Genomic DNA, 24,382 nt, shown 5'->3' on the forward strand with positions numbered 1-24,382 from the left:
CAAAGGAGACAGCCATGTCCTATATAGACGGTTTTGTGGTTCCGGTGCCGAAAGATAAGATTGAGGCCTACAAGCAAATGTCGTTGGCATGCGGCGCGATATGGAAGGAATACGGCGCGCTGGAATATCGTGAAACGATAGGTGACGACGTACCTGCCGGCAAGGTCACCTCTTTCCCGCAGAGCGTCAACCTGCTGGAGGGCGAAGTGGTGGCATTTTCGTGGATCGTCTACGAATCGCGCGCCCGCCGTGACGAGGTCAACGAAAAGGTCATGAAGGATGCGCGTATGGCCAGCTACATGCAACCGGAAAACATGCCTTTTGACGGCAAGCGCATGATTTACGGCGGCTTTGAGATGCTTATCGACCTGTAAGCTTGGCGTTCATCGCGCCACGCAGGGCGTTGCAGATGACGATGTCGTCGGCGGCGTCCAGCATGGCGCGGGTGATCACGGCTTCGCTGGCGTTCCATTCCGGGTCGTCCAGCAGCACGCCGCGCATCACGCCGGGCAGGGCGCCGCAGCTCAGCGGCGGCGTGAGCCAGCGGCCGTTCACGCGCACGAACACGCTGCTGCGGCCTCCTTCCGTCAACTCCCCGCGCTCGTTGAAGAACAGGGTGTCGAACGCACCTTGCGCCTCGGCGTCGCGCCAGGCGGCGTCGTAGCGGGCGCGGATGCTGGTTTTGTGGCGCAGGAACAGGTCGTCGCTGCTGGTGGCGTCGTCGGCCAGCAGCACATGCACCGGTTCCGCCAGTGGCGTCAGCGGCGCGTGCTGCACGGCGAACGCGCCGGATGGATTGATGGCCAGCCGCACACGGTAGGCCGCGTGTTCCGGCTCCAGCATGGCGCTGGCGGCGTCCATGTAGGCGTTGGCGGCTTTCTCGTCCCATGGGAAGCCGAAGTAGGCGGCCGATGCGGCCAGCCGTTTCAAATGGCGCTCGCGATGACGGATCCCGCCGGCCGGCGTGGCGTACATGGTTTCGAAGATGTCGAAATCGTTTTGCAGGCCGGTGAGGAAGCGTGCCTTGAGTTTGCACTCGGCGTATTCTTCCAGCGCCTCGCTGTCGAACACGATGCCGGCGCCGACGCCCATCTCGCCGTGGCGTACGCCGTCGTCACCCTGCGGTTGCAGGGTGAGCGTGCGGATCGGCACCGACATGCAGAAGTCGCCCACCTTGCCATCATCGCGCGGATCGAACCAGCTAATGGCGCCGGTGTAGATGCCGCGCGCGTCCGGTTCCAGCTCACGGATGATTTCCATGGTGCGGCGCTTCGGCGCGCCGGTGATGGAGCCACATGGGTAGAGCGCATCGAAGATGTCGGCCAGCGTGGCGTCGTCGCGCAGCTGCGCGGTGATGGTGGAGGTCATTTGCAGCACGCTGGCGTAGCGGTGCACCTCGAACAGTGCCGGTACTTCCACGCTGCCTGTCGTCGCCACGCGGGCGATGTCGTTGCGCAGCAGGTCGACGATCATCAGGTTCTCGGCGCGGTTTTTCGGGTCGGCCGCAAGGTTGGTGGCGCGCAGGATGTTTTCGGCTTGCTGCGCCGGTGGCGCGGCGGGCGCCGTGCCTTTCATTGGCCGCGCGGTCAGCACGCCGCCGCTGTGGCGCACGAACAGTTCCGGCGACAGCGACAGCACGGCGCTGCCGTCATCCAGCGCGATCAGCGCGCCGTAAGGGACGGGCTGGCGGCCGCGCAGGCGCGCATACAGCGCGTGAATGCCACCGAAGGCGTCGAAGCGCAAGCGGTAGGTGTAGTTGACCTGGTAGGTGTCGCCGGCCGCGATGTAGTCGTGGATGCGCGCCAGCGCCGCGCCGAATGTGTCCTGATCGATGTTGGCGCGGATGTTGGCGATGCCGGCTGGCCGGTCGATCGGGAAGGAGCGCGCGGCCAGCCAGTCGCTGACCTCCGCCGGCGACAGCAAATCGCAGCGGCTGAACAGCAGCACCTGCGCCAGCGGCGCGCTGCGTTGCCGGCGTGGCGCGTCCAGCGACAGCAGTTCTTCGCCCAGCTCATAGGCGCAGACCGTCACCGCATATTCGCCGCGCGTGAGCGCCGCCTGCATCCGCGCCAGCACTTGCGGCCATTGCGCGATATCGTCGCAGCGCAGCGTGCCGGTGTGACCGGTGTAGAGGCGCGAACGGCTGCCGGTTTGTGCCGCTTCCGGGCTGGCGTCGTCCAGCAGGGCGAATACTTCGGTGTTCATTACGATAACAACAGGGTGATTTGCACCGCCGCGTCCTGCGACGGATTGAGTTTGAAGCCGCTCTTGGCGTAGCGGTGCCAGCGGCCGATGACAAAGCTGGTCAGCATGCCGGCGCGCGCGGCGGCGTCGGCTTCGTGCGCCATGCCTTCGCTGGCGGCGATGCGCAAGGCTTGTTTCAGCGCCAGCTCCACGCGGTCGTAGAACTGGTTCATGCGCAGTTGCAGGCGTTCGTCTTCGTTGACCAGCGCGTCGCCGATCAGCACCCGCGTCATGCCCGGGTTCTGCGCGGCGAAGTTGAGCAGCATGGCGACGATGTCGCGCGCCTGTGCCAGGCCATCGCTCTGGCGCTCGGCGATCTGGTTAATCAGGCCGAACACGGTCTGCTCGATGAACTCGATCAGTCCTTCGAACATCTGCGCCTTGCTGGCGAAATGCCGGTACAGGGCGGCCTCGGAAAACTCCAGCTTGCGCGCTAGCGCGGCGGTAGTGATCTTGTCGCCCTTGGGCTGTTCCAGCATCTCCGCCAGCGCCTGGAGGATTTGCAGACGGCGCTGGCCTGGCGGTGTGCTTGCCATATGATCTCGCGATGAAAAGTTCGTTAGCGCAGGCGGTGCAGACGCGCCGGCAGGTTCCTGACAGATTTTACTTTGACATCGACATAAGCGGGGCGAATTAACCTTTTTTGTGGGTGCGCCAGGCCGGCGCTGTCGCCGATGGTCAGGTATTGCGTGACCCACGCGGTACGCATGCCCAGTTCGCGCGCGCTGCGCAGGTTGGCCAGCGTGTCTTCCACCAGAATGCAGCGGCCGGGGCGTAGCTGGTGGCGGCGCATCAGTCGTTGCAGCAGCAGCTTGGATGGCTTGGGGCGCATTTGCCGGTGAACCGTCATCGCTTCCACCGCCACGTGGTGCTGGAACTGGCGCTGCAAGCCGAGATGGCGCAGCACCTGCGTCGAATAGCGGTGCGGCGCGTTGGTCAGCAGGATTTTGCGGCCGGGCAGGCGGCGCAGCAGCTGGCGCAGTCCGCGTTCGGCGCGGATCATGGCTTGCAGATCGTCGAAGCGATGGGTTTCATCCAGAAAGTGCTCGGCCTTGACGCCGTGGTGCTTGACCACGCCCAGCGTGGTGGCGCCATAGCGCTGCCAGTACAAGGTGCGGGTGGCGTTGACCAGGTCTTCGCTGGCGGGCGTGACGCCGTCGCCCAGCAGGTGTGCCAGATAGCGGTTCATGCCGGCCATGATCGCCGGGAAGATGGCGTGCGAGGCGTTGTGCAGGGTGTTATCAAGATCAAACAGCCATACGGGCGAGGAGCGAGTAATATTCACGTCATACCTAACGACAAAGGAAACCATGCAGCGCCAGATTATAGTGATGTTCTGTAGTTTGTTCTTGTTTATGCTGGGGCCTTGCCGCGCCGCCGATCCGGCGCCGGCGCAAAACCGCGGCGCTTTGTTCAAGGTGCAGCAGGGCGCGCATACGCTGTATTTGTTCGGCACCATTCACGTCGGCTCGAAGGACTTTTATCCGCTGGAGCCGCGCCTGGCCGGTCTGCTCAAGAAAGCGCCGGTGCTGGCGCTGGAGATCGATCCGCTGGGCGATCCGCAAAAACTGGCGCGCGCGGTGCAGCAGCATGGCCTCACCAACAAGGGCATGCAGGGCATGACGCCGGCGTGGCGCCAGCGCCTCGATCGTTTGCTCCGGCAGTACAACATCGAACCGGAAACCGTGGCCGCCATGAAGCCATGGCTGCTTGCCAGCCTGCTGACGGTGAGTGAGTTTGCCGCGCAGGGGTATGAGGCATCGCTGGCGGTGGATGCGCATCTGTCGAAACAGGCGCATGCCGCCGGCCAGAAAATCGTCGAACTGGAATCGGCCGACAGCCAGATGGCGCTGTTCGACAAGATGACGCCTGCCGACCAGCTGCTGTTCCTGCAAGAGGCCATCGCCGGCATCGAGGACAAGGAACAAGCGAAGCAGGCGCGCGAGATCGCCGATGCGTGGCGCCACGCCGACATCGCGGCGCTGGACGCGCTGGCGCTGAAAGCGGAGCAGGACGACACCTTCTCCGGTCGTTTCGTGCAGCAGGTGCTGCTGGAGGGCCGCAATCCGGCACTGGCCGACGGCATGGTCAAGCTGATTGCGCGTGAAAACAACAGCGTGGCGGCGATCGGCGTGCTACATCTGGTCGGCAAGACCAGCGTGCCGGAACTGCTGCGCAAGCGCGGGCTGACGGTCGAACGGATTTATTAAGTGGGGGGAGGGTACTGCGAGGAGTGGTGCCCTTGACGTGGATTGAACACGTGGCCTCTCCCTTACCAAGGGAGTGCTCTACCACTGAGCTACAAGGGCATTTTGAAAATGTGGCGGTTTCACCGATTGCCGGCGAGACCGCCTTTTTTTCAGTGAGACCGGATCATAGTGCCAAAAGCCTGTTCGGTCAAGACTTCCAGCAACAAAGAATGCTCGATACGGCCATCGATGATGTGCACCGTGTTCACGCCGGACTTGGCGGCGTCCAGGGCTGATGAAATTTTAGGCAGCATGCCGCCCGAAATCGTGCCGTCGGCGAACATCTCGTCGATCTCGCGCGCCGACAGGTCGGTCACCAAGTTGCCCTGCTTGTCCTGCACGCCGGCGATGTTGGTCATCATGATCAGCTTTTCGGCTTTCAGGATCTCGGCGATCTTGCCGGCGACCACGTCGGCGTTGATGTTGTAGGCCTGGCCATCCTGGCCGAAACCGATCGGCGAGATGATTGGAATGAAGGCGTCGTCTTGCAGCGCTTTCACCACGGCCGGGTTGATCGCTTCGATTTCGCCGACGAAGCCGATGTCCAGGGTCTGGCCCGGGTTGTCCTTGTCCGGCATGGCCATCTTGCGGGCGCGGATCAGGCCGCCGTCCTTGCCGGTCAGGCCCACCGCCTGGCCGCCGTAGTGATTAATCAACATCACGATGTCCTGCTGCACCTCGCCGCCCAGCACCCATTCCACCACTTCCATGGTTTCCTCGTCGGTGATGCGCATGCCCTGCACGAAGGTGCCTTGCTTGCCGATCTTTTTCAGGGCGTTGTCGATTTGCGGACCGCCGCCATGCACCACCACCGGGTTCATGCCCACCAGTTTGAGCAAAATGACATCGCGCGCGAAGCCGTGCTTCAGGCGGTCCTCGGTCATGGCGTTGCCGCCGTATTTGATGACGATGGTTTTGCCGTGGTAATTGCGGATGTAAGGAAGGGCCTCAGCCAGAATCTGCGCCTTGATCTGCGGCGCAACCGCGGTCAAATCGTCATTCATGCCTAAGTTCAGGTTGGTCAGTTGGGTCATGGCGAGTCCGGTAGAAAAGATTTTGGGCGCAATTTTACAGCCTGTTGGCGCGACAAGTACGCATTATAGGGCCTTCCGGTTGTATTTTCCCGGAAGCCCGGCTACGCTGGGGGCATGAGTACCTGTTCCCGCTGCGGTGCGCAGTTTTCCTGCGCGATGAAAGATGCCGATCCGGCCGCGCCGGCTGAGCCGTGCTGGTGCACTTATCTGCCGCCGGCCGTGGCGGTCCCGTCCGCCCCCGGCGCCAGCTGCTGGTGTCCGGCATGCCTCAGGCGGCACATCATTGATCAAGCTCAAACTCAGCCCGGTGCGCCGTCCGACAATAGCGTATAAACCCTCACCGGGAGTACGCAAATGAGCTCGCTTGACAAGCAAAGTGGCGCGGCAGACGATACGAATATCGTCCGTATCGTGAAGCTGGAGACCCAAATGGACAACGTCACCAGTGCTCTTACCGCCCTGCAGCGAACCCAGGAACAAAACCATCAAGCCATGCTGAAGCAGTTTGACGCGCTGCGTGACAAGATCGATGAGGACCGGCGTTACACCATTGATCGGATTGACCGGGTGTACTATTGGATGGCTGGATTCACCGTAACTAACATTGCCGCGCTGCTCGGCATCGTCGTGCGGATGGCCACCCACTGATTAGCTCACCGTGCGGAAAAAGCGCAGCATTTCTCGGCTGGCATCCGGGCCTTTGGCGTCGGTGTAGCTGCCGGAGGCGCTGCCGCCCGACCAGGCGTGACCGGCGCCATGCACTACCCAGTGTTCGCCCAGCGGCGTGCCGTCCGCCTTGGTGTGGGTGGTCTGGGTGTAGCTGTAGCCATCCGGTACCGCCCCCGACTGCACCGACGGCCGCGCTCCGCGATGATGATGCAGCCGCTGCGCCATCACCTGCTCGCCATTCACCGGATGCACCGTGGTATCGCTGTCGCCATGGAACACGATGATGGGCTGCGAACCGTTGCCCGCCTTGGCCGCGCGATGCGCGCCGCGCTTCATGGCCGTCAGCGCCGACGGCAAATCCTGCGCCGATGCGAACGGCAAGCCCGAATGCACCCCCACCGCCGCAAACAATTCCGGATACAAGGTGCCGACGATCACCGCCATCGCGCCACCAGCGGACAAGCCCGCCACGTACACCTGCCGTTCCTTGACCGGATACTCATCCATGATCTGCCGCGTAATGCCGGCAATGATGGAGGGTTCGCCTTGTCCGCGTTGCTGGTCGATGGCGTTAAACCAGTTCCAGCACTTGGAGTGATTGGCGTTGGCGTTTTGTTCCGGATAGACCACGAAGCAGCCCATCTCTTCCGCCAGCTGGTTCATTTGCGTGCCGGCGGCAAAGTCATCGGGATTCTGCGTGCAGCCATGCAGCATCACCAGCAGCGGCATGGCGCGTCCGCGATAACTGGCTGGAATGTACAGCTTGTAATTGCGGGTGCCGGCATGGTTGGTGTAGCTGCCGACCAAAAACTGTGCACCGCCCGGCATCGGCCGGGTGTCCGGATGCAGGATGGAACCCAGATCGAGGGCGCGGTCGATATGCGACTGAATGTCGAGCTGGATGCCCATGCGTTTCAGCATGTCCTGCGCGAACTCCTCAGGACGCTGTGGCGCCGGTGGTTTTTTGCCGAGGAAATGCTGCGCGGCATCGCGCATCTGCGTGAGAAAATTGAGTTTCATGGCACTCCTTAGTGGATGCGCGGCGCCAGTGCGGTCTTGAGGACAGCGCTGGCATGCAGCGAGCCGAGTACAAAAATAGATTCAATGGTGGCCAGCGCCAGTTCGACCGAGACGTCGCTGGCGATGCTGGCCAGGCCCAGCACCTGGATTTGCAGCCGCTCGCCGGCGGCCTGGATGGCTTCCAGGTCGGCGCGCGAATAATGCTGCATGCCCAGTACCAGGCTCTTGCGCGCCACGGTCTGCCTGACCACCTCGGCGTGCTGGTTCAGCTGGTTGCGGATCGCTGTGCGGATCAGATCGGTGCGGTTGGAGTAAAACCCTTCCTGCACCAGCAGATCAATCTGCCCCAGGTCGATGGGGCCGAGATTGATGGTGATTTTTTCCGATTCGGCGGTCTTCAGCTTTAATTCTTGCTTGGCCATTAAGTCTCCATCTAATCGCCATCTATATGGATGGTAGTCTACGCTGGCGCCTCCCCAAGTCAAGCGGCTTCACGGCATAATGTCGCCATGAGTGAAGTGACCAACATACCGCCGTCCCCCGTGCCGTCGCCCTGCGTCAGCCTGTGCAAAATGGATACAGAGCGCCGCTATTGCATGGGTTGCCTGCGTACCATTCCCGAGATCGTGGCCTGGGGCAAGGCCGACGACGATTTCAAACGCGCCGTCTGGGCCGAGTTGCCGCAGCGGCGATTAACTGTGCATTTCGACGAGGAAGAATGAACGCGCTGCCGGATTCGATACAGGTGTTTGAGCGGGGTTGGCTATCCTCCAACAACGTCATGCTGCTGGGCCGTCATGACACGGCGATCATCGATACCGGCTACGTCAGCCACGCGCCGCAAACACTGGAGCTGGTGCGCCACGCCCTGCATGGCCGGCATCTCGACCAGATCATCAACACCCACCTGCATTCCGATCACTGCGGCGGCAACGCCATCCTGCAAGCGCATTTCGGCTGCAAGACCTCGATCCCGGTGGCCGAGGCGGAAAAAGTGCGCCACTGGGATGTGGAAGCGCTGAGCTTCAAGGCCACCGGTCAGCGCTGCGACCGTTTCACCTTCGACGCCACCCTCGCGCCCGGCGACGTGCTGACGTTGGCGGACATGGAATGGCAGGCCTTGGCCGCGCCCGGCCACGATCCCCATTCGCTGATTTTCTACTGCCCGCAAGAAAAGTTGCTGATCTCCGCCGACGCCCTGTGGGAAAACGGTTTTGGCGTGATCTTTCCAGAACTGGACGGAAAATCCGGCTTTGCCGAGGAGCGCGCCACGCTGGACCTGATCGCATCGCTGGCGGTGCGGCTGGTCATCCCCGGCCACGGCGCACCGTTCACCGATGTGGCCGGTGCGCTGGCGCGTGCCCGCTCGCGACTGAACTACCTGGCCGCCGATCCGGTACGCAACGCGCAAAACGCGTTGAAAGTGCTGCTCAAGTTCCTGCTGCTGGAGCGCCAGCGCATCCCGTTGGCCGATGTGCCGGCCCTGCTGACCTCGATGCCGGTATTTGCCGCTGCCAACAACAACTTCTTCAAGCAATCGCCCGAGGAGTTGGGCAAGTGGGCGGTCGGCCAGCTGGTGCGCAGCGCGGCGGCACGCGTTGAGGGTGAGTACTTACTTAACGAGTAGCCGCTGCTGTTGCATGGTTTGTGGCAATTCGGCAGCGAGGAATTCGATAAAGGCCCGCACCGCCGGCAGCAAGCCGCGCCGGGAGGCGTACACCGCGTGCAATTGATGGGTCGCGGCGGCGTATGCCGGGAATAGTTGCTGCAATTGACCCTGCCCGATGGCTTGGCGGCAGGCGTTGAATGGCACCATCGCGATGCCGGCGCCACCGATGGCCGCCGTGGTCAGCAGTTCCACATCGTCGGTCACCAGCGCCGGAGCGTAGTCGATTTCCACTGACTGGCCGTCGGGCGCGGTCAGCTGCCAGCGCGGCGCCTCCCCGTTGCGGCCTCCCGCGCCGAGGCCGGCCTTGCCGCGTAGCGTGTCGATGCCGGCAAACGGTCCGTGCGAGGCGACGAAGCCGGGGCTGGCCACCAGCACCTGGTCGCTGACGCCAAAGGTGCGCACCACCAGGTCCGAGTCATCCAGCGCGGTACGGATGCGCATGGCGACATCGAAGCCTTCGCCAATAACGTCGACGCGGCGGTTGGTGAGTTCCAGTTCCAGCCGCACGTCCGGATGGGCGCACAGGAAGCGCGGCAGCAGCGGCGCCAGGAACAGGTGCGCCACCCCGGCCGGCGAACTGACGCGCACCCGGCCAGACGGCCGCTCACCGGCGCGCTCGGCCACCTCCAGCGCGGCCTTGGCGGCATTGGTCATGGTTTCGCAATGGGCGAAGAAGGCCGCGCCGACGTCGGTCACGCGCATGGCGCGCGTGGAGCGTTGCAGCAGGCGCACCCCCAGACGCCGCTCCAGCTCGGCAATGCGGCGGCTGACCCGCGACTTGGGCACGCCCAGCGTCCGCGCGGCGCCGGAGAAGCTGCCGTGCGTCACCACGGCGGCAAAGAAGGCGAGGTCGTTGAAATCTTCCATTGTCCTATCTGTGGAACAAACTGATCTATTTTAACGGCTGGTGTACATAATGGCGCTGAAATATCCTGATTTCACTTTCTTTTTCAGGAGAACCTCATGCAAATCTTGCACCTCGACACCAGCATCTTTGGCGACGCCTCCGTTTCCCGTACCCTGAGCGCGGCCATTGTGGCCGAATTGCGCCACCGCTACCCCGATGCGGAGGTGGTTTACCGTGACCTCGCGGCCCGGCCGGTCGCGCACCTGGACGAGGTCATCGCGGCCGGCTTCCGCCCTAGCAACCTCGAACACTTCAGTGCGGCCGACAAGGCCCAGCATGCGCTGTCGGAAGAGCTGGTGACGGAACTGCTGGCCAGCGACATCATCGTGCTGGGCGTGCCGATGTATAACTTCTCCGTGCCAAGCCAGCTGAAGGCCTGGTTCGACCGCCTTGCCCAGCCGGGCCGGACCTTCCAGTACACCTCGGCCGGTCCGGTCGGCATTGCCGGCGACAAAAAAGTCATCATGGCGTCGACGCGCGGCGGCGGTTATGCCTCCGGTCCGGCTGCGGCGATGGATTTTCATGAGACGTACACGCGGGCGTATTTCGGCTTCCTCGGCATCAGGCATTTCAGCGTGCTGCGCGCCGAACTGCTGTCCAAGGGGGCGGAATTGCGCAGCCAGTCGATCAAGGCCGCGCTGGATGGCGTGCCGGCGGCGGTGGCGGTGCTGGCCGGGCAGGTGGCGGCATGAGCGCGAGCCTGTGCGCGGCGGTCAGCATCGTCCTGGTGCATGGGGCTTTCGCCGACGGCTCCAGCTGGTCGGACGTGATCGCCGCGCTACAGGCGCGCGGCTGTCGCGTGACGGCAGTGCAGAATCCGCTGACCTCGCTGGCCGATGACGTGGCCGCGACCCGCGCGGTGGTTGAGCGCCAGCCGGGCAAGGTGCTGCTGGTCGGCCATTCCTGGGGCGGCGTGGTGGTTACCGAGGCCGGCAACCTGCCGCAGGTGCGGGGGCTGGTTTACCTGTCGGCAATGGTGCCGGACAGCAAGGAATCTGCCGCTGGCATGCTGGAGCGCCTGGGCGCGCCCATGGAGGGGATGGCGCCGGACAGCCAGGGCCGCATCTGGCTGGATGATCCGGGAATCTACGGCAAGGTGATGGCGGCCGATGTGCCGGCGTCGCGGGTGCATGTGCTGGCCGCCACGCAGCAGCCGATCGCCGCGTGTGTATTTGGCGAGGCGGTTTCGCGTGCCGCGTGGCATGACAAGCCAAGCTGGTATCTGATGACGGCCAACGATCGGGCGCTGCCGCTGATGGTCCAGCGCCGGCTTGCGGAGCAGATCCGCGCCGACAGCGTGCTGGTGCAATCCAGTCACATGTCCCTGATTTCACAGCCGGGGCAGGTGGCGGATTTTATCGCCAGGGCGGCAGGGAGCTTGCCGTGACGTAAATGTAGAGGACGTGGTCTATTTTCTGCACGATCGTACTATTTTGGATCTATAATCGTTCGCACCGATCAACTCACGTCAGCGAGTACGCCATGACCTTGCCAGCAGTCTTGCAAAACCTCACCCTCCCTGTCATCGCCTCCCCGATGTTCATTGCCAGCGGCCCCGCGCTGGTGGCGGCGCAATGCAAGGCCGGCATCGTCGGCTCCTTCCCGGCGCTCAACGCGCGCCCGGCCGAGCTGCTGGATGTGTGGCTGACCGATTTGCAAAAGGAGCTGGCCGACTTCCAGGCCGCCAATCCGGGCCAGCGCGTCGGCCCGATCGCCGTCAACCAGATCGTGCACCAGTCCAACGACCGCCTGGCGCATGACGTCGAGGTGTGTGTGAAGCACCAGATTCCGATCATCATCTCCTCGTTGCGCGCGCCGCCAAAAGAGATGCTGGACGCCATCCACAGCTACGGCGGCATCGTGCTGCACGACGTGATTTCCATCCGTCACGCGGAAAAAGCGCTGGAAGCCGGCGTGGACGGCCTGATTCTGGTGGCCAGCGGCGCCGGCGGCCATGCCGGCACGCTGTCGCCGTTCGCGCTGGTGGGTGAAGTGCGCAAGTTCTTCAAGGGCCCGATCGCTCTGTCCGGCTCCATCGCCACCGGCGATGCGATCCTGGCGGCGCAAGCCATGGGGGCGGATTTCGCCTACATCGGCTCGCGCTGGCTGGCGACCAAGGAATCCAACGTCAGCGACGGCTACCGTGAAGCCATCGTGGAATCGACCGCGGCCGATATCGTTTACTCCAATCTGTTCACCGGCGTTCACGGAAATTACCTGAAGAAGTCCATCGTGGCCGCAGGTCTGGACCCGGACGCGCTGCCGACCGCAGACAAGACCGCCATGAACTTCGGCTCCAGCAGCGCCAAGGCCTGGCGCGACATCTGGGGGGCCGGCCAGGGCGTGGGCCTGATGGACGACATCCCGTCGGCGGGCGAAATGGTGGAGCGCCTCAAGCGCGAGTACGACGCCGCCCGCGCCCGCCTGGCGCTGTAATCAGTGGCCGGCGGCGAGGCTGTCGCGCGCCGCCGCTTGGCCTCTCACCCACACCGTTTGCACGCTGTCGTAGGCGCGGATATCTTGCAGCGGTGACTCCTTCATCAGCACCAGATTGGCCAGCTTGCCCGGCTCGATGCTGCCCACATCCGCCTCCAGATGGAAGGCGCGGGCATTATTGATGGTGGCGGCCCTGAACACCTGTGCCAGCGACAGGCCGGCCTTGTGCAGGTTCTGCATTTCCAGATAGCCGTTCAGTCCCGGCACGTTGCCGTAGGTGGGCGAGGAGGGCGTGTCGGTGCCGAACAGGAAGTTGGCATCCTTGCTCGCCAGATAGGCCACCACTTGCCGCTGGCGGCGCAGCGGCGCCTCCAGGCCCTGCCGCACTACTTCGTCGGTTTCGCCGTCTTCCGCCACTTCCTGCCTGAACCAGGCGCCCTCGGGCGTCTTCAGCCATGCCAGCATGGCCGGCGGCAGCAGACTGGACAGGGCCGGCGTGTTCAGGTAATCGGGGTCGACGTAGGCACGCAAGCCGTACAGCACTTGCATGGTCGGCTGGTAGCCGATCTTGCGTTCAACGATTTTATCCAGCAGTTGCCGGATTTCGCCCGGCAGTTCGGCGGCGTTATTGTAGGCGCCCCAATGCCACATGCCGTGGGCCAGCACGTCGGCGCCACCATGGACGGCAAAGGTTTGCGCCTCCAGCGAATTGCCGTGGGTGACCAGCACCAGGTTTTCCTTGCGGGTTAGCTGGCGTATCTCGGCGTAGATTTCCGGGCTCATCACCGGCAAGTTGCGCTGGTTGCCGAAACCGCGCTCGTAATGGGTTTTCAGACAGATGGCGCCCTCGGCCTTGACGCGCGCCACCCCTTTGGCCGGGGTGTAGTCCTCCGGCTTGAACTGCGCCGGGATGCGGTCTTTCTGCGCCGGATCGTAGATGAAGTTGGTGAACATGGTGTAGCGCAGTTCCGGCGGGACGAAGGACGACGGATAGCCGTTGGCCATCACCAGCGGCGGACCGCAGTCGTAAATATCGGGGTGCTGCGGCATGGCCTTGACACGGTCGATGAACCCGCGGCTGCCGGCGGCGAGGTCGATCAGGGTGGTGTAGCCGTAGTAGAGGTAAGATCGCGGCATTTGCGCGAAGTAGGCGTCCACCATCGGCGTCATCTTGAAGGCTTGCTCAAAACTCATCCCGGGCACGGCGTACAGATGGACGTGGGAGTCGATCAGGCCGGGTGTCAGGTAGTAGCCCTTGCCGTCGATGCGGGCCGCGCCGGGCGGCGCCGCATGGCCGGCGCCGCGCTGCACGCGGATGATGCGCTCGCCCTCGATCAGCACGCTGCCATTTTCGATGCGGTCGAGTTTTTCCGGCGACACCAGCTTGACGTTGGTGATCCAGGTTGGCTGCCCGGCCACGGCGGGTGCGCAGATGAGCAGGCTGGCGAGTAGTTGGGGCAGTTTCATGCCGGACTGGGTTGTGTTATTTATCCGACGCTTATCAGTTGCGGCCTCAGGCGTCGGTGTTAATCGCCCACAGACCCGGCAGATTGCGCCAGTAACCGTAGGCGTCCATGCCGAAGCCTACCACGAAGCGGTTGGGGATGGTGATACCGACGATGTCGGCTTTCACCGGCTTGGCTTTGCCGATGGCCTTGTCGGCGAACACGGCCAGGATCACTTCCTTGGCGCCCATGTCCAGCAGGCGCTGCTTGACGTGGGCCAAGGTTTCGCCTTCGTCCAGAATGTCGTCCAGCACGATCACGGTGCGGCCGCTGACGTTCGAGCGCGGCACCACTTTCCAGACCACTTCGCCGCCCTTGTCCTCGTCGCCGTAGCGGCTGACGTGGATGTAGTCGAATTCCAGCGGGAAGGTCAGCTGCGGCAGCAGGTTGCCGGTGAAGACCACGGCGCCGCCCATCACGCCCAGCACCAGCGGGAACTCCTCGCTGTCCGGTTGGTTGTAGCGGGCGTTCAGCGTGTCGGCCATGGCGGTGACGGCGTTGTCGACGTCCTGTTTGGTGAACAGTTCTTCGGCGCTCTCCATCAGGGCGCGGGCGCGGTTGTGGTGGAAGTCTTGCATGATTCTTTTATTAAAAAACGAATGTGAAGACCGCTATTATCCCTCAATTACTGGTAGTCGCGCACGTCCGCGATGACCTTGCCGTCGTTTGGCAGGGTACCTGGCGCAACAAAGCGCACCTCGCCACGCAACTTGGTCAGCTTGCGGATCGACTCAACGATATCGGCGCCGCTGGCGCTTGCAGGATCGGCAACCTCGCAATGCAGCGTCATCGCCTCCTGCGCGATCTGGCCTGACACCACAAGGCGCGCTTTCAAAATCTCCGGATGACGGCGCGCGATGTCGTGCACCTGCGACGGATGGACGAACATGCCGCGCACCTTGGTGGTCTGGTCGGCGCGACCGAGCCAGCCCCTGATGCGGGTATTGGTGCGGCCGCAAGGCGAGGGCGGGGCGTCGGTCAGGATGGCCGACAGGTCGCCGGTGGCAAAGCGGATCAGCGGATAGTCCGGATTGAAGACCGTGAGCACCACCTCACCCACTTCGCCCGCCACGACAGGCTCGCCGCTGCCGGGACGGACGATTTCCAGGATCACTTCCTCATCCAGCACCATGCCCGGATCGCGCACGTCGCCGCTGCGCGTTTCGTAAGCGATGCTGCCGATATCGGCGGAGGCATACACCTGCAACACGCGCGCCACGCCATGCTCGGCGAACCATGCGCGCAGCGATTCCGGCAGCGCCTCGGCGCTCACCAGCGCGCGCTTGATGCTGCTGATGTCCACGCCCATCTCCTGCGCCTTCTCGATGATGATCTTGAGGAAGGACGGCGTGCCGACGTAGGTGTCGGGCCGCAGCGCGTGGATGGCTTGCACCTGCATTTCGGTCTGGCCGCTGCCGGCCGGGATCACCGCGCAGCCAATGCGCGCGGCGCCGCCTTCCACCATGAAGGCGGCCGGCGTGAAGTGATAGGAGAAGCAGTTCTGCATCAAGCCGCCGGCGCGCACGCCGGCCGCGTACATGGGACGCGCAAAGCGCCACCAATCGGCGCCGCGCCCTTCCGGATCGAAGATGGGACCGGGCGACATGTAGACGCGCGCCAGCTGGCCCACCGGGGTGGTGTTCAAGCCGCCGAACGGCGCCTGCTGGTCTTGCAGCGCGTGCAGGTCGGACTTGCGCGTGACCGGCAGCGTGGCCAATGCGGCGCGGCTGTTGATGTCGGCGGCGTTGACGTCCTTGAGGATGCGCGACCATCCCGCCGCCGCTTTCGCGCGCGCCACCAGTTGCGGCAGGCGCGCCATCAGTTCGCGTTCGCGCTGCTCCGGCGGGCGTGCTTCCAGGCTGTCGAAAGTATCGGCCATGTTCAGGTTCCTTGTATTTCCCGTTGCAGCTTCTTGGTCAGTTTGGCGAACACCAGTTCATAGGAGCGTTGCAGCAGTTCGGCCACTTCCGCATCGCTGATGGCTTTGGGGTCTTCGATGTAGACCCACTTGGCGCGCGCCAGATACGGCGCCGGAATGATGCCGGGACGGTCGGTCAGTTCGAGGAAGCGGTCGTCGTCGACCTTGAAGCTGAGCCCACGTTCGCTGTTATCGGCGCCCGTGACGGCGAACATTTTCTCGCCGACCGAGAACACCAGATTGCTTTCCCATTTGATGTCTTCGGTGGCGCCGGGCAGTTTGCGGCAGAAGGCCTTGGCCTTGGTGAGATTCATTTTGTTCCTTATGCCAGCCAGCGTTTGCGGCGCCGGTAGAATTTCATGTCGCGGAAGCTCTTGCGCCCGGCGCCGGAGACGCCGAGGTAGAACTCTTTCACGTCTTCGTTGCAGGACAGGTCGGCCGCGGCACCTTCCATCACCACGCGGCCGTTTTCCAGGATGTAGCCGAAGTCCGCGTAACGCAGGGCGATGCTGGTGTTTTGCTCGGCCAGCAGGAAGGAGACGTTCTCCTTGCTGTTCAAATCCTTGACGATGCCGAAGATCTCTTCGACGATTTGCGGCGCGATGCCCATCGACGGTTCGTCCAGCAAAATCATGGAAGGACGCGCCATCAGCGCGCGGCCAATGGCGCACATTTGCTGCTCGCCGCCGGAGGTGTAGCCGGCCTGGCTTTGCCGGCGTTCCTTCAGGCGCGGGAAGTAGTGGTAGACCTTTTCCAGCGATTCCTTCAACTCGCCGCGCGAGGCGCTGCGCGTGTAGGCGCCGGTCAGCAGGTTTTCTTCGATGGTCAGATGGCCGAAGCAGTGACGGCCTTCCATCACTTGCGACAGGCCACGCTTGACCAGTTCATTGGGCGTCAGCTGGTCTATGCGTTCGCCCTTGAACTGCACTTCGCCTTTGGTGACGTCGCCGCGTTCGCCGCGCAGCAGCGTGGAGATGGTCTTCAGCGTGGTGGACTTGCCGGCGCCGTTGGCGCCCAGCAGCGCAACGATCTTCCCTTGCGGGACTTGCAGCGACACGCCTTTCAGCACGAGGATAACGTGGTCGTAAATGACCTCGACGTTATTCACCGAGAGGTAGGGCGCGGCCACCGGGGCGGCCGCTGCGGTGGAGGCGGGAGTCATCGTCATTTCAGACACGCCGGGGTAATTTTTTTCTCGGCCGCGTAGGCTGCGGAGCTTTCCTCCAGCAGCTTGCGGGTCAGCGCCTTGTCGCCGACAATCCAATTGGGCGTGATGGCGTTCCACTTCTTGCCATCCCATTGCTGCACCTTCACCGCGCCCGAGCCCTCATGATCGTCGCAGCTGGTCTTCACCGATGGCAGCATGCCGAAGGCGCCGACGGCTTTCAGCCTGGCGTCGTCCACATTCAGATTCTCCAGGCCCCAGCGCAGCTGCTCGCCGGTCACGCGCTTGCCCTTGCCGAACTTTTCCTGCGCGGCGCGAATCGCCTCCACCCACAGAATGCCCGCGCTGACGCCGCGCATGTGATACACACTGCCGATGCGCGCTGCATCGGCCAGATTGCCCTTGCCATTGGCGTAGAGTTTCTTGCGGATCTCATCCAGCACCGGATAATTGCCCGGCGTGTTGAAGGTCATCGCGCTGTAGCCCTTGGCCGCATCGCCCGTCGGTACGGTATCTTCTTCCGAACCGGCCCACCACACGCCGAGGATTTTCTCGCGTGGAAAGCCGTTGCGCTGCGCGGTCTTGATGGCGACCGCATTCATCGAGCCCCATCCCCACAGGATCACATGGTCAGGACGCGCCTGACGGATTTGCAGCCACTGCGACTGCTGCTCGCTGCCCGGTGGCGTGACAGGAATCTTGATCAGCTCAAAGCCATGCTGCTTGCTCAACGCCTCCAACACTGGCAAGGGTTCCTTGCCGAACGCCGAGTCGTGGTACAGGTGGACGATCTTCTTGCCTTTCAGCTTATCGACACCGCCTTCCTTGTCGCCGAGGTACTTGATCATGGCTGCGGCCTGATTCCAGTAGCTGGTGATCAGCGGGAAGACGTAGGGGAAGACCTTGCCGTTGGCGGCGTCCGAACGGCCGTAGCCGATCATCGTCATCGGAATCTTGTCCACCGCCAGCCGGTCAAGAATGCCGTAAGCGACGCCGGTGGACAAAGGCTCGACCAGCGTGGCGCCGCCGTTCCTGGTTTTCAAACGCTCGTAGCACTCCACGCCGCGCGATGGGTTGTATTCCGTCTCGCACTCTTCCCACGAAATCTTCACGCCATTCACGCCGCCCGACAGATTCACCAGATTGAAGTAGTCGATGATGCCGCCATAAAAACCGGAACCACCCGCCGCATAAGGGCCCACGCGATACGAGGGCAGGGCGATGTACTGTTCCGCAGGCTGCGCCAGGGCAGCGCCGCTGGCGGCCAGCGTGAGTCCGGCGATGATGGATGCAAAGCGTTTCATATGTGTCTCCTCTGATTTTTTAATGGGGGAACGGCCACAAACGCAACTTCTCTTTACCAATTTGCCACAAGCGCGCCAGGCCGTGAGGCTCGACGATCAGGAAAAATATAATCAGCGCGCCAAACGCCATCAATTCGAGATTGGACGCAACGCTGGTCGGCAGCGCAAGGCTGTGCGCCACCACGTTCAGCAGCACCGGCAGCAGCACGATGAAGGCCGCGCCGAGGAAGGAACCCAGCACTGAGCCGACCCCGCCGATGATGATCATGAACAGGATGCGGAACGACAGATCGAGGTTGTATGCTTCCGGCTCCACCGTGCCGAGATAGGCATACGCATACAGCGCACCGGCCACGCCGCAGTAAAAGGAGCTGACCGCAAATGCCAGCAGCTTGGTGCGCATCAGGCGGAAGCCGATCACTTCGGCCGCCACGTCCATGTCGCGCACCGCCATCCACGAGCGGCCGACGTTGGAGCGGATCATATTCTTGGCCAGCAGCGCCATCACCGCCACCACGGCCAGCACCAGCAGGTATTTGCGGTCCGGCGTATCGAAGGCATAGCCGAGAATGACGATCGGCTGCGCGGTGATCACGCCGGAAGCGCTGTAGTTGGTCAGGTAAGGAATCTTGGTCAGGCACCACACCACGAAAAACTGTGTCGCCAGCGTGGCGGCGGCAAGGTAGAAACCGCGTATGCGCAGCGACGGCAGGCCGAACGCAATGCCGACCAGCGCCGCGCTCAAGCCGCCCAGTACAAACCCCAGCAGCACCGGCAAGCCGGGAATACGCAGGATGAAGTTATACGATGCGAACGCGCCCACCGCCATGAAGGCGGCCGTGCCGAGCGACAGCTGGCCGGCATAGCCGGTCAGGATGTTCAAGCCTATCGCGGCCAGTGAAAAAATCAGGAACGGAATCAGGATGGCGGACAGCGCGTACGGCGATGCGAGCAGCGGCACGGCCAGTACCGCGACGGCCAGCAGCACCAGCAGCGCAAGGCGGTCCTGCAAAATCGGGAAAATCTGGCCGTCGGCCTGATAGCTGGTTTTGAATTGTCCTGCTTCGCGGTAGAACATGGCTCAGATTCTCCGGATGATTTTTTCGCCGAACAGCCCTTCCGGCCGCACCAGCAGGAACAACAGCGCCAGCACGTAAGGGAACCAGCCCTCGATGCCGCCGCCCACGATGGGGCCAATGTACACCTCGGCCATTTTTTCGGACGCGCCGATAATCAGCCCGCCCACAATCGCGCCCGGCATGGAGGTGAAGCCGCCCAGGATCAGCACCGGCAGCGCCTTCAGCGCCACGAAGGTCAGCGCGAACTGCACGCCATTGCGCGCGCCCCACAACATGCCGGCCACCAGCGCCACCATGCCGGCCACCGCCCACAGCACGGCCCAGATGCGTTGCAGCGGGATGCCGACCGCCAGCGCGGCCTGATGGTCGTCCGCCACGGCGCGCAGGGCGCGGCCTACCTTGGTCTTGGAGAACAGCAGGGCCAGCGACGTCACCAGCAGCCCGCACACCAGCGCCGCCATGATGTCGAATTGCGAGACGAGGATGTTGTAGTTGTCCATCAGGTACTGCGATGGCACGTCTTCAATCGGCAGCTCCAGCTTGCGCACCTGCGCGCCGAACGCCAGTTGCGCCAGTCCTTCAATGAAGAAGGCCAGGCCGATGGTCGCCATGAACAGCGATATCTCCGGCTGGTTCACCAACGGCCGCAGCACCACGCGCTCGATCGACAGGCCAAGCAAAATCATCACCGCCACTGTGATTGGCAGCGCGATCCACAGCGACACGCCCAGCTTGTCCATCACGCCGACGCAGGTCAGCGCGGCGAAGTACACCATCGCGCCCTGCGCAAAATTGAACACGCCGGAGGCTTTGTAGATCAGCACAAAGCCAATCGCCACCAGCGCATACATCACGCCGGACAGCAGGCCGCCGATCAGCACTTCGAAGAAGAAGTTAATGTTCACTGCCCACTCCAAGGTAAGCGTTGATCACGTCCTGATTGCTGCGCACCTCGTCCGGTGTGCCGTCGCCGATTTTTTTGCCGTAGTCCAGCACCACCACGCGGTCGGAGATATCCATCACTACGCCCATGTCATGCTCGATCAGCACAATGGTGGTGCCGAATTGGTCGTTCACATCGAGGATGAAGCGGCACATGTCCTGCTTTTCTTCGACATTCATGCCGGCCATGGGTTCATCGAGCAGCAGGATTTCCGGCTCGGCAGCCAGCGCGCGGCCCAGCTCCACACGCTTTTGCAGGCCGTAGGGCAGGCGGCCGACCGGTGTTTTGCGGATGGCTTGTATCTCTAAAAAGTCGATGATCTCCTCGGCCTTGATGCGGTGGGCGATCTCCTCGCGCCGCGCCGGGCCCCAGTACAGGGCTTGCATCAGGAAGTTGGATTTCATCTTGAGATTACGGCCGGTCATGATGTTGTCCAGCACCGTCATGCCCTTGAACAGGGCGATGTTCTGGAAGGTGCGGGCAATGCCGGATTTGGCGGCGGCGTAGCAATCCATATTCTTGCGCACCTCGCCGCGATACACGATCTGGCCTTGTTGTGGGCGGTACACGCCGTTGATTACATTGAGCATGGAGCTTTTGCCGGCACCATTGGGGCCGATGATGGCGCGGATTTCGTGCTGGCGCACGTCGAAGGAAATATCGGTCAGCGCCTTCACGCCGCCAAAGGACAGCGAGATGTTTTTCAGGTCGAGGATCACCGGCCCGGTCTCGCGCCGGCCCACGCCGAAGTGGGCTTCTGGTTCGTTCATCTGCATATGCGCCTCCGCCGTCATGCCGCTGCCTGTACGGCAGGGTAGGTCTTGCAGTTTTCGATCTTCAGGTCCGCCGCGACCACGCCGCTGCGGCCATCTTCAAACTTCACCAGTGTTTCGATGTATTGCGAAGTCTTGCCATCGTAGAGCGCGGAAATCAGCACCGCGTATTTCTCGGCGATGAATTTGCGGCGCACTTTGCGGGTGCGGGTCAGCTCATCGTCGTCGGGATCGAGTTCCTTGTGCAGCACCAGATAGCGGTGGATTTGCGTGTCGCTCATGCCCGCCTCGGCCGCCAGGTCGGCGTTGACCTGCTCGATGCAGTCGCGCACCAGGCCATACACGGCGGGATGCGCAGCCAGATCGGTGTAGCCTGAATAAGCGATGCTGCGCCGCTCGGCCCAGTTGCCCACTGCTTCCATGTCAATGTTAATGAAAGCGCACACCTCATCACGCTGGTGGCCGAATACCACCGCTTCTTTGATGAAGGGGAAGAACTTGAGTTTGTTCTCCACGTAGTTGGGCGCAAACATGGCGCCGCTGTTCATGCGGCCGACGTCGGCGGCGCGGTCGATGATTTTCAGGTGGCCTTCGTGATCGAACAGGCCGGCGTCGCCGGTGTGGAAGTAGCCTTGGGCGTCGATCGCTTCGGCGGTGGCGTCCGGGCGCTTGTAATAACAGTCCATCAATGTGGGCGACTTCACCAGAACTTCACCGTTCTCCGCCAGCTTGACCTCCACGCCGGGCGCCGGCAGGCCGACGCTGTCGAACTTGATCTGACCATCCGGTTGCAGGCAGATGTAGGCGCAGGTTTCGGTCGATCCGTAGAATTGCTTCAAATTGACGCCAATTGAGCGGTAGAAGCGGAACAAATCGGGGCCGATGGCGGCACCGGCCGTGTAGGCGACGCGGATGCGCGACATGCCCAGCACGTTTTTCAACGGCCCGTAGACCAGTGCCCGGCCGATGGCGTAACGTAGGCGGTCGGCCAGCGGCACCGGCTTGTTGTCTAAAATTTGAGCACCGCAGCGGCGCGCCACACCCATAAAATAGTGGAACATGCGGCGCTTGATGGCGCCGGCATCCTCCATCCGTATCATCACTGTGGTCAGCATGTTTTCAAACACACGCGGTGGGGCGAAGTAATAGGTCGGGCCGATTTCGCGCATGTCGGTCATCACGGTTTCGCCGGATTCCGGGCAGTTGACGGTGAAGCCGGCCGTCATGGCCTGGGCGAATGAGAACAGACAGTCGCCCACCCAGGCCATCGGCAAGTAGGACAGGATGTCCTCCTCGTCGGTGAGTTTTTCAAAGCCGACACCGCCGTCGCCGGCTGCCAGCAGGGCGGCGTGGGTCTGGCACACGCCCTTGGGCTTGCCGGTGGTGCCGGAGGTGTACAGGATGATGGCGTTGTCGCCGCCCCGGCCTTCGGCCACCTGCGCCTCGAAGAAGCCGGGATGGGACTGGTCCCAGGCGCGCCCCATGTCCTGCAACCTGGCGAAGGACAGCAGGCTGGATTGGCGGTAGTGACGCATGCCGCGTTCATCATCGTAGGCGATGTGGCGGATGTGCGGATACAACGTTTGCAATTCTAATAACTTGTCGACTTGTTCCTGGTCTTCGACAATGGCGTAATGGATTTCGGCGTTTTCCAGCACGTAGGCCATGTCGGCGGCGGGGGCGTCCTGATACAGCGGCACCGGCACGCCGCCCAGGCATTGGGCGGCCAGCATGGACCAGTACAGGCGCGGACGGTTGTCGCCGATGATGGCCAGGTTCATGCCGCGCTCGAAGCCGAGCGCGGCCAGACCGCAGGCGAGGGCGCGCACTTCGTCGTTGACCTGGGCCCAGTTCCAGCTTTGCCAGATGCCCAGATACTTTTCACGAAACGCGGGTTTCCCCGGCCTGACCTGGCCGTGCGCGAGCAAGCGGCGAGGAAAAGTCTCGAATTCAGTTTGCACCAGTGTCTCCTGTTGCCGATTCTTTTTGTGTGATGATATTAGCGTGCCGCGAGAAGGCAGGTTGTCTTTTCGACGACAATTCCCCGACTTTTCTATGATGCGTTGCAAAAAATGTCTGATCGAAACCAAGTTACTTTGAAGGAAGCATTGCGTTCGGCGATCTGGGCGAAAGACCTGACGCCGGAACAAATGGCGCGCGTCGAGGCCGATACCTTTGAAACTTTTGTTCCGAAAGGCGGTTTTGTTTGCCGCAAAGGGGAAATGGTGGAGAATTGGCTGGGCATTATCGATGGCATGGTGAAGATGAATAATTTCTCCTCCGACGGTAAAAGCGTGACGTTTACCGGTGTGCCGCCGGGTGGCTGGTTTGGCGAGGGAACGGTATTAAAAAACGAGGTTTTAAAATACGACGCCATGGCTTTACGCGACAGCCGGATTGCGCGCATGCCGGCCGCCACGTTTATGTGGCTGCTCGACACTAGTCTGCCTTTTACGCGGTTTTTGCTGATGCAGCTGAATGAACGCCTAGGGCAGTTTATCGGGATGGTGGAGAATGACCGGCTATTAAACCCGGACACGCGGGTGGCGCGTTGCCTGGCTTCGATGTTTCATTCACATTTATATCCGGGGCTGGAGAAAATCGTGCACATCTCACAGGAAGAACTTGGATTAATATCGGGCGCCTCGCGCCAGCGCGCCAATCAGGCTTTGCAGCTTTTGGAAAAGCAGGGCTTGTTGAGCCTCGATTACGGCGGCATCCGCATTCTGGACCTGGAAGGATTACGTCGCTACCAAGCATGAAGGCTTTTTTGCCCCTTGTTTATGCCAATAATTGGCACGAATTTGCCAAAATCCAGCGCGCTAAGCCGCGTTACGCTGCCTTTCGAGCCAGCGATCATGCAGCGCCTGCAAATTATTCCAACTCTGCACGGAGCCGCCCAAGGCATTGGAAAAGCGTTCCGCCATCGCCGGCGTAATTTTGCTGCGGCCATTTAAAATCCGATATAGCGTCGAGGGTGCTATCCCCATTAGTTCGGCGCAGCTTCGGGCGCTGAGATTTAATGGTTTCAAATAAACCTCAATAATAAATTCTCCCGGCGTGGGAGGGTTATACATTTCCATCAGTGATAATCCTCGTAGTCAATAAGATAGGCGTTACCGTGATAAAATTCGAACGTTAGACGCCAATTAGCATTGACGCTGACTGCGCAGCGTGAACTGGCAAAGCCCTTGAGTAAATGAAAGTCATAACCGGGTTTGTTCATATCCTCGGCTGTGTTTGCAATATCCAATGCTGCCAATAAAAATCTTAGGCGGGCGGCGTGATGAGGCTGTATTCCTGCCAGGCTGCCGGTCTCATAAAACTTGCGCAATCCCTTGTGTCGGAATGAGACGATCATGATCAATATAGTCCCGCGTTGTTAACACAACAAGCTGGACCATTGAATCATTTCGCGTGCACAGCCATTTAGCGGCGGATCAAGTAATCGGGGTATCATGGAGGCA

The 24,382-nt window shown here is 62.2% G+C and carries 29 protein-coding genes and 1 tRNA gene; 10 read left to right on the forward strand and 20 right to left on the reverse strand.

Features of this window, described 5'->3' with window-relative positions:
• The first annotated feature begins 14 nt into the window (after nucleotides 1–14).
• On the forward strand, nucleotides 15–374 hold the full coding sequence (locus GM676_RS16055) for a DUF1428 domain-containing protein (RefSeq protein WP_155464706.1): 360 nt from the start codon (nucleotides 15–17) through the stop codon (nucleotides 372–374).
• Here the strand turns inward: GM676_RS16055 and GM676_RS16060 are convergent.
• The 3 genes from GM676_RS16060 to GM676_RS16070 are packed head-to-tail and all read right to left on the reverse strand — an operon-like array spanning nucleotide 361 to nucleotide 3,529.
• Nucleotides 361–2,205, reverse strand: a complete 1,845-nt coding sequence (locus GM676_RS16060; protein ID WP_155464707.1) for a chorismate-binding protein — start codon at nucleotides 2,203–2,205, stop codon at nucleotides 361–363. The genes GM676_RS16055 and GM676_RS16060 overlap by 14 nt on opposite strands.
• Complete coding sequence (gene slmA, locus GM676_RS16065; protein ID WP_155464708.1) at nucleotides 2,205–2,780, reverse strand: nucleoid occlusion factor SlmA; 576 nt, start codon at nucleotides 2,778–2,780, stop codon at nucleotides 2,205–2,207. Before slmA ends, GM676_RS16060 begins: the two co-directional genes overlap by 1 nt.
• A 23-nt stretch (nucleotides 2,781–2,803) precedes the next feature.
• The gene (locus tag GM676_RS16070; protein WP_371866264.1) at nucleotides 2,804–3,529 is read right to left on the reverse strand and encodes an HAD-IA family hydrolase; all 726 of its coding nucleotides are present in this window, start codon (nucleotides 3,527–3,529) and stop codon (nucleotides 2,804–2,806) included.
• A gap of 70 nt (nucleotides 3,530–3,599) precedes the next feature.
• Between GM676_RS16070 and GM676_RS16075 the strand changes: the two genes are divergently transcribed.
• Nucleotides 3,600–4,454 (forward strand): TraB/GumN family protein, encoded by an 855-nt coding sequence (locus GM676_RS16075; protein ID WP_229262720.1) that lies wholly within the window; start codon nucleotides 3,600–3,602, stop codon nucleotides 4,452–4,454.
• A gap of 24 nt (nucleotides 4,455–4,478) precedes the next feature.
• On the opposite strand, the gene GM676_RS16080 is transcribed toward GM676_RS16075, so the two are convergent.
• A tRNA-Thr gene (locus GM676_RS16080) sits at nucleotides 4,479–4,553 on the reverse strand.
• 50 nt (nucleotides 4,554–4,603) lie between these two features.
• Nucleotides 4,604–5,497: an acetylglutamate kinase gene (gene argB, locus GM676_RS16085; protein WP_155464765.1), complete on the reverse strand. Its 894-nt coding sequence runs from the start codon at nucleotides 5,495–5,497 to the stop codon at nucleotides 4,604–4,606.
• 144 nt (nucleotides 5,498–5,641) lie between these two features.
• Between argB and GM676_RS16090 the strand changes: the two genes are divergently transcribed.
• Complete coding sequence (locus GM676_RS16090; protein ID WP_155464710.1) at nucleotides 5,642–5,860, forward strand: cysteine-rich CWC family protein; 219 nt, start codon at nucleotides 5,642–5,644, stop codon at nucleotides 5,858–5,860.
• A gap of 21 nt (nucleotides 5,861–5,881) precedes the next feature.
• On the forward strand, nucleotides 5,882–6,175 hold the full coding sequence (locus tag GM676_RS16095) for a hypothetical protein (RefSeq protein ID WP_155464711.1): 294 nt from the start codon (nucleotides 5,882–5,884) through the stop codon (nucleotides 6,173–6,175).
• On the opposite strand, the gene GM676_RS16100 is transcribed toward GM676_RS16095, so the two are convergent.
• Together GM676_RS16100 and GM676_RS16105 are read right to left on the reverse strand one after the other, a co-directional pair.
• Nucleotides 6,176–7,216, reverse strand: coding sequence for an extracellular catalytic domain type 1 short-chain-length polyhydroxyalkanoate depolymerase (locus GM676_RS16100; protein ID WP_155464713.1), 1,041 nt, complete (start codon nucleotides 7,214–7,216; stop codon nucleotides 6,176–6,178).
• An 8-nt stretch (nucleotides 7,217–7,224) separates the two neighbouring features.
• Nucleotides 7,225–7,638 (reverse strand): ribbon-helix-helix domain-containing protein, encoded by a 414-nt coding sequence (locus GM676_RS16105; protein WP_155464715.1) that lies wholly within the window; start codon nucleotides 7,636–7,638, stop codon nucleotides 7,225–7,227.
• A gap of 87 nt (nucleotides 7,639–7,725) precedes the next feature.
• On the opposite strand from GM676_RS16105, the gene GM676_RS16110 reads away from it, so the two are divergent.
• Complete coding sequence (locus GM676_RS16110) at nucleotides 7,726–7,938, forward strand: DUF1289 domain-containing protein (RefSeq protein ID WP_155464717.1); 213 nt, start codon at nucleotides 7,726–7,728, stop codon at nucleotides 7,936–7,938.
• On the forward strand, nucleotides 7,935–8,843 hold the full coding sequence (locus tag GM676_RS16115) for an MBL fold metallo-hydrolase (protein WP_155464719.1): 909 nt from the start codon (nucleotides 7,935–7,937) through the stop codon (nucleotides 8,841–8,843). The genes GM676_RS16110 and GM676_RS16115 overlap by 4 nt, the downstream gene beginning before the upstream one ends.
• Here the strand turns inward: GM676_RS16115 and GM676_RS16120 are convergent.
• Nucleotides 8,829–9,752, reverse strand: a complete 924-nt coding sequence (locus tag GM676_RS16120) for a LysR family transcriptional regulator (RefSeq protein WP_155464720.1) — start codon at nucleotides 9,750–9,752, stop codon at nucleotides 8,829–8,831. The genes GM676_RS16115 and GM676_RS16120 overlap by 15 nt on opposite strands.
• Nucleotides 9,753–9,848: 96 nt before the next feature.
• Between GM676_RS16120 and GM676_RS16125 the strand changes: the two genes are divergently transcribed.
• The 3 genes from GM676_RS16125 (at nucleotide 9,849) to GM676_RS16135 (ending at nucleotide 12,228) form a co-directional block, all read left to right on the forward strand.
• Nucleotides 9,849–10,484 carry an FMN-dependent NADH-azoreductase gene (locus GM676_RS16125; protein ID WP_155464721.1) on the forward strand — a complete coding sequence of 212 codons (636 nt, stop codon included), beginning with the start codon at nucleotides 9,849–9,851 and terminating at the stop codon, nucleotides 10,482–10,484.
• On the forward strand, nucleotides 10,481–11,179 hold the full coding sequence (locus tag GM676_RS16130; protein ID WP_155464722.1) for an alpha/beta fold hydrolase: 699 nt from the start codon (nucleotides 10,481–10,483) through the stop codon (nucleotides 11,177–11,179). Before GM676_RS16125 ends, GM676_RS16130 begins: the two co-directional genes overlap by 4 nt.
• 95 nt (nucleotides 11,180–11,274) lie before the next feature.
• Nucleotides 11,275–12,228, forward strand: a complete 954-nt coding sequence (locus tag GM676_RS16135) for an NAD(P)H-dependent flavin oxidoreductase (RefSeq protein ID WP_155464723.1) — start codon at nucleotides 11,275–11,277, stop codon at nucleotides 12,226–12,228.
• Here the strand turns inward: GM676_RS16135 and GM676_RS16140 are convergent, their stop codons facing one another.
• Genes GM676_RS16140 through GM676_RS16185 form a run of 10 tightly spaced genes read right to left on the reverse strand, consistent with a single transcriptional unit; the run spans nucleotide 12,229 to nucleotide 22,879 of the window.
• Nucleotides 12,229–13,695, reverse strand: coding sequence for an amidohydrolase family protein (locus tag GM676_RS16140; RefSeq protein WP_155464724.1), 1,467 nt, complete (start codon nucleotides 13,693–13,695; stop codon nucleotides 12,229–12,231).
• A gap of 46 nt (nucleotides 13,696–13,741) precedes the next feature.
• Nucleotides 13,742–14,311 (reverse strand): hypoxanthine-guanine phosphoribosyltransferase, encoded by a 570-nt coding sequence (locus GM676_RS16145; RefSeq protein ID WP_155464725.1) that lies wholly within the window; start codon nucleotides 14,309–14,311, stop codon nucleotides 13,742–13,744.
• Between the two features lie 47 nt (nucleotides 14,312–14,358).
• The gene (locus GM676_RS16150) at nucleotides 14,359–15,612 is read right to left on the reverse strand and encodes a phenylacetate--CoA ligase family protein (RefSeq protein ID WP_155464726.1); all 1,254 of its coding nucleotides are present in this window, start codon (nucleotides 15,610–15,612) and stop codon (nucleotides 14,359–14,361) included.
• 2 nt (nucleotides 15,613–15,614) lie between these two features.
• Nucleotides 15,615–15,965 carry an MmcQ/YjbR family DNA-binding protein gene (locus tag GM676_RS16155; RefSeq protein WP_155464727.1) on the reverse strand — a complete coding sequence of 117 codons (351 nt, stop codon included), beginning with the start codon at nucleotides 15,963–15,965 and terminating at the stop codon, nucleotides 15,615–15,617.
• Between the two features lie 8 nt (nucleotides 15,966–15,973).
• Entirely contained in the window at nucleotides 15,974–16,819 is an 846-nt protein-coding gene (locus GM676_RS16160) for an ABC transporter ATP-binding protein (RefSeq protein WP_155464728.1), read from the reverse strand.
• The gene (locus GM676_RS16165) at nucleotides 16,816–18,120 is read right to left on the reverse strand and encodes an ABC transporter substrate-binding protein (protein ID WP_155464729.1); all 1,305 of its coding nucleotides are present in this window, start codon (nucleotides 18,118–18,120) and stop codon (nucleotides 16,816–16,818) included. Before GM676_RS16165 ends, GM676_RS16160 begins: the two co-directional genes overlap by 4 nt.
• A gap of 19 nt (nucleotides 18,121–18,139) precedes the next feature.
• Entirely contained in the window at nucleotides 18,140–19,198 is a 1,059-nt protein-coding gene (locus GM676_RS16170) for a branched-chain amino acid ABC transporter permease (RefSeq protein ID WP_155464730.1), read from the reverse strand.
• Nucleotides 19,199–19,201: 3 nt separating this feature from the next.
• Nucleotides 19,202–20,098, reverse strand: coding sequence for a branched-chain amino acid ABC transporter permease (locus tag GM676_RS16175; protein ID WP_371866266.1), 897 nt, complete (start codon nucleotides 20,096–20,098; stop codon nucleotides 19,202–19,204).
• Complete coding sequence (locus tag GM676_RS16180) at nucleotides 20,094–20,918, reverse strand: ABC transporter ATP-binding protein (protein ID WP_155464731.1); 825 nt, start codon at nucleotides 20,916–20,918, stop codon at nucleotides 20,094–20,096. The genes GM676_RS16175 and GM676_RS16180 overlap by 5 nt, the downstream gene beginning before the upstream one ends.
• A 14-nt stretch (nucleotides 20,919–20,932) precedes the next feature.
• Entirely contained in the window at nucleotides 20,933–22,879 is a 1,947-nt protein-coding gene (locus GM676_RS16185) for an AMP-binding protein (RefSeq protein WP_155464767.1), read from the reverse strand.
• A 108-nt stretch (nucleotides 22,880–22,987) separates the two neighbouring features.
• Between GM676_RS16185 and GM676_RS16190 the strand changes: the two genes are divergently transcribed.
• Nucleotides 22,988–23,677 (forward strand): Crp/Fnr family transcriptional regulator, encoded by a 690-nt coding sequence (locus GM676_RS16190; protein ID WP_155464732.1) that lies wholly within the window; start codon nucleotides 22,988–22,990, stop codon nucleotides 23,675–23,677.
• A 60-nt stretch (nucleotides 23,678–23,737) separates the two neighbouring features.
• Here the strand turns inward: GM676_RS16190 and GM676_RS16195 are convergent, their stop codons facing one another.
• Together GM676_RS16195 and GM676_RS16200 are read right to left on the reverse strand one after the other, a co-directional pair.
• On the reverse strand, nucleotides 23,738–23,998 hold the full coding sequence (locus GM676_RS16195) for a HigA family addiction module antitoxin (RefSeq protein ID WP_155464733.1): 261 nt from the start codon (nucleotides 23,996–23,998) through the stop codon (nucleotides 23,738–23,740).
• Nucleotides 23,998–24,276: a type II toxin-antitoxin system RelE/ParE family toxin gene (locus GM676_RS16200; protein ID WP_155464734.1), complete on the reverse strand. Its 279-nt coding sequence runs from the start codon at nucleotides 24,274–24,276 to the stop codon at nucleotides 23,998–24,000. The genes GM676_RS16195 and GM676_RS16200 overlap by 1 nt, the downstream gene beginning before the upstream one ends.
• Between the last annotated feature and the right edge of the window lie 106 nt (nucleotides 24,277–24,382).

This window comes from Duganella radicis, assembly GCF_009720825.1.
Lineage (GTDB): Bacteria > Pseudomonadota > Gammaproteobacteria > Burkholderiales > Burkholderiaceae_D > Rugamonas > Rugamonas radicis.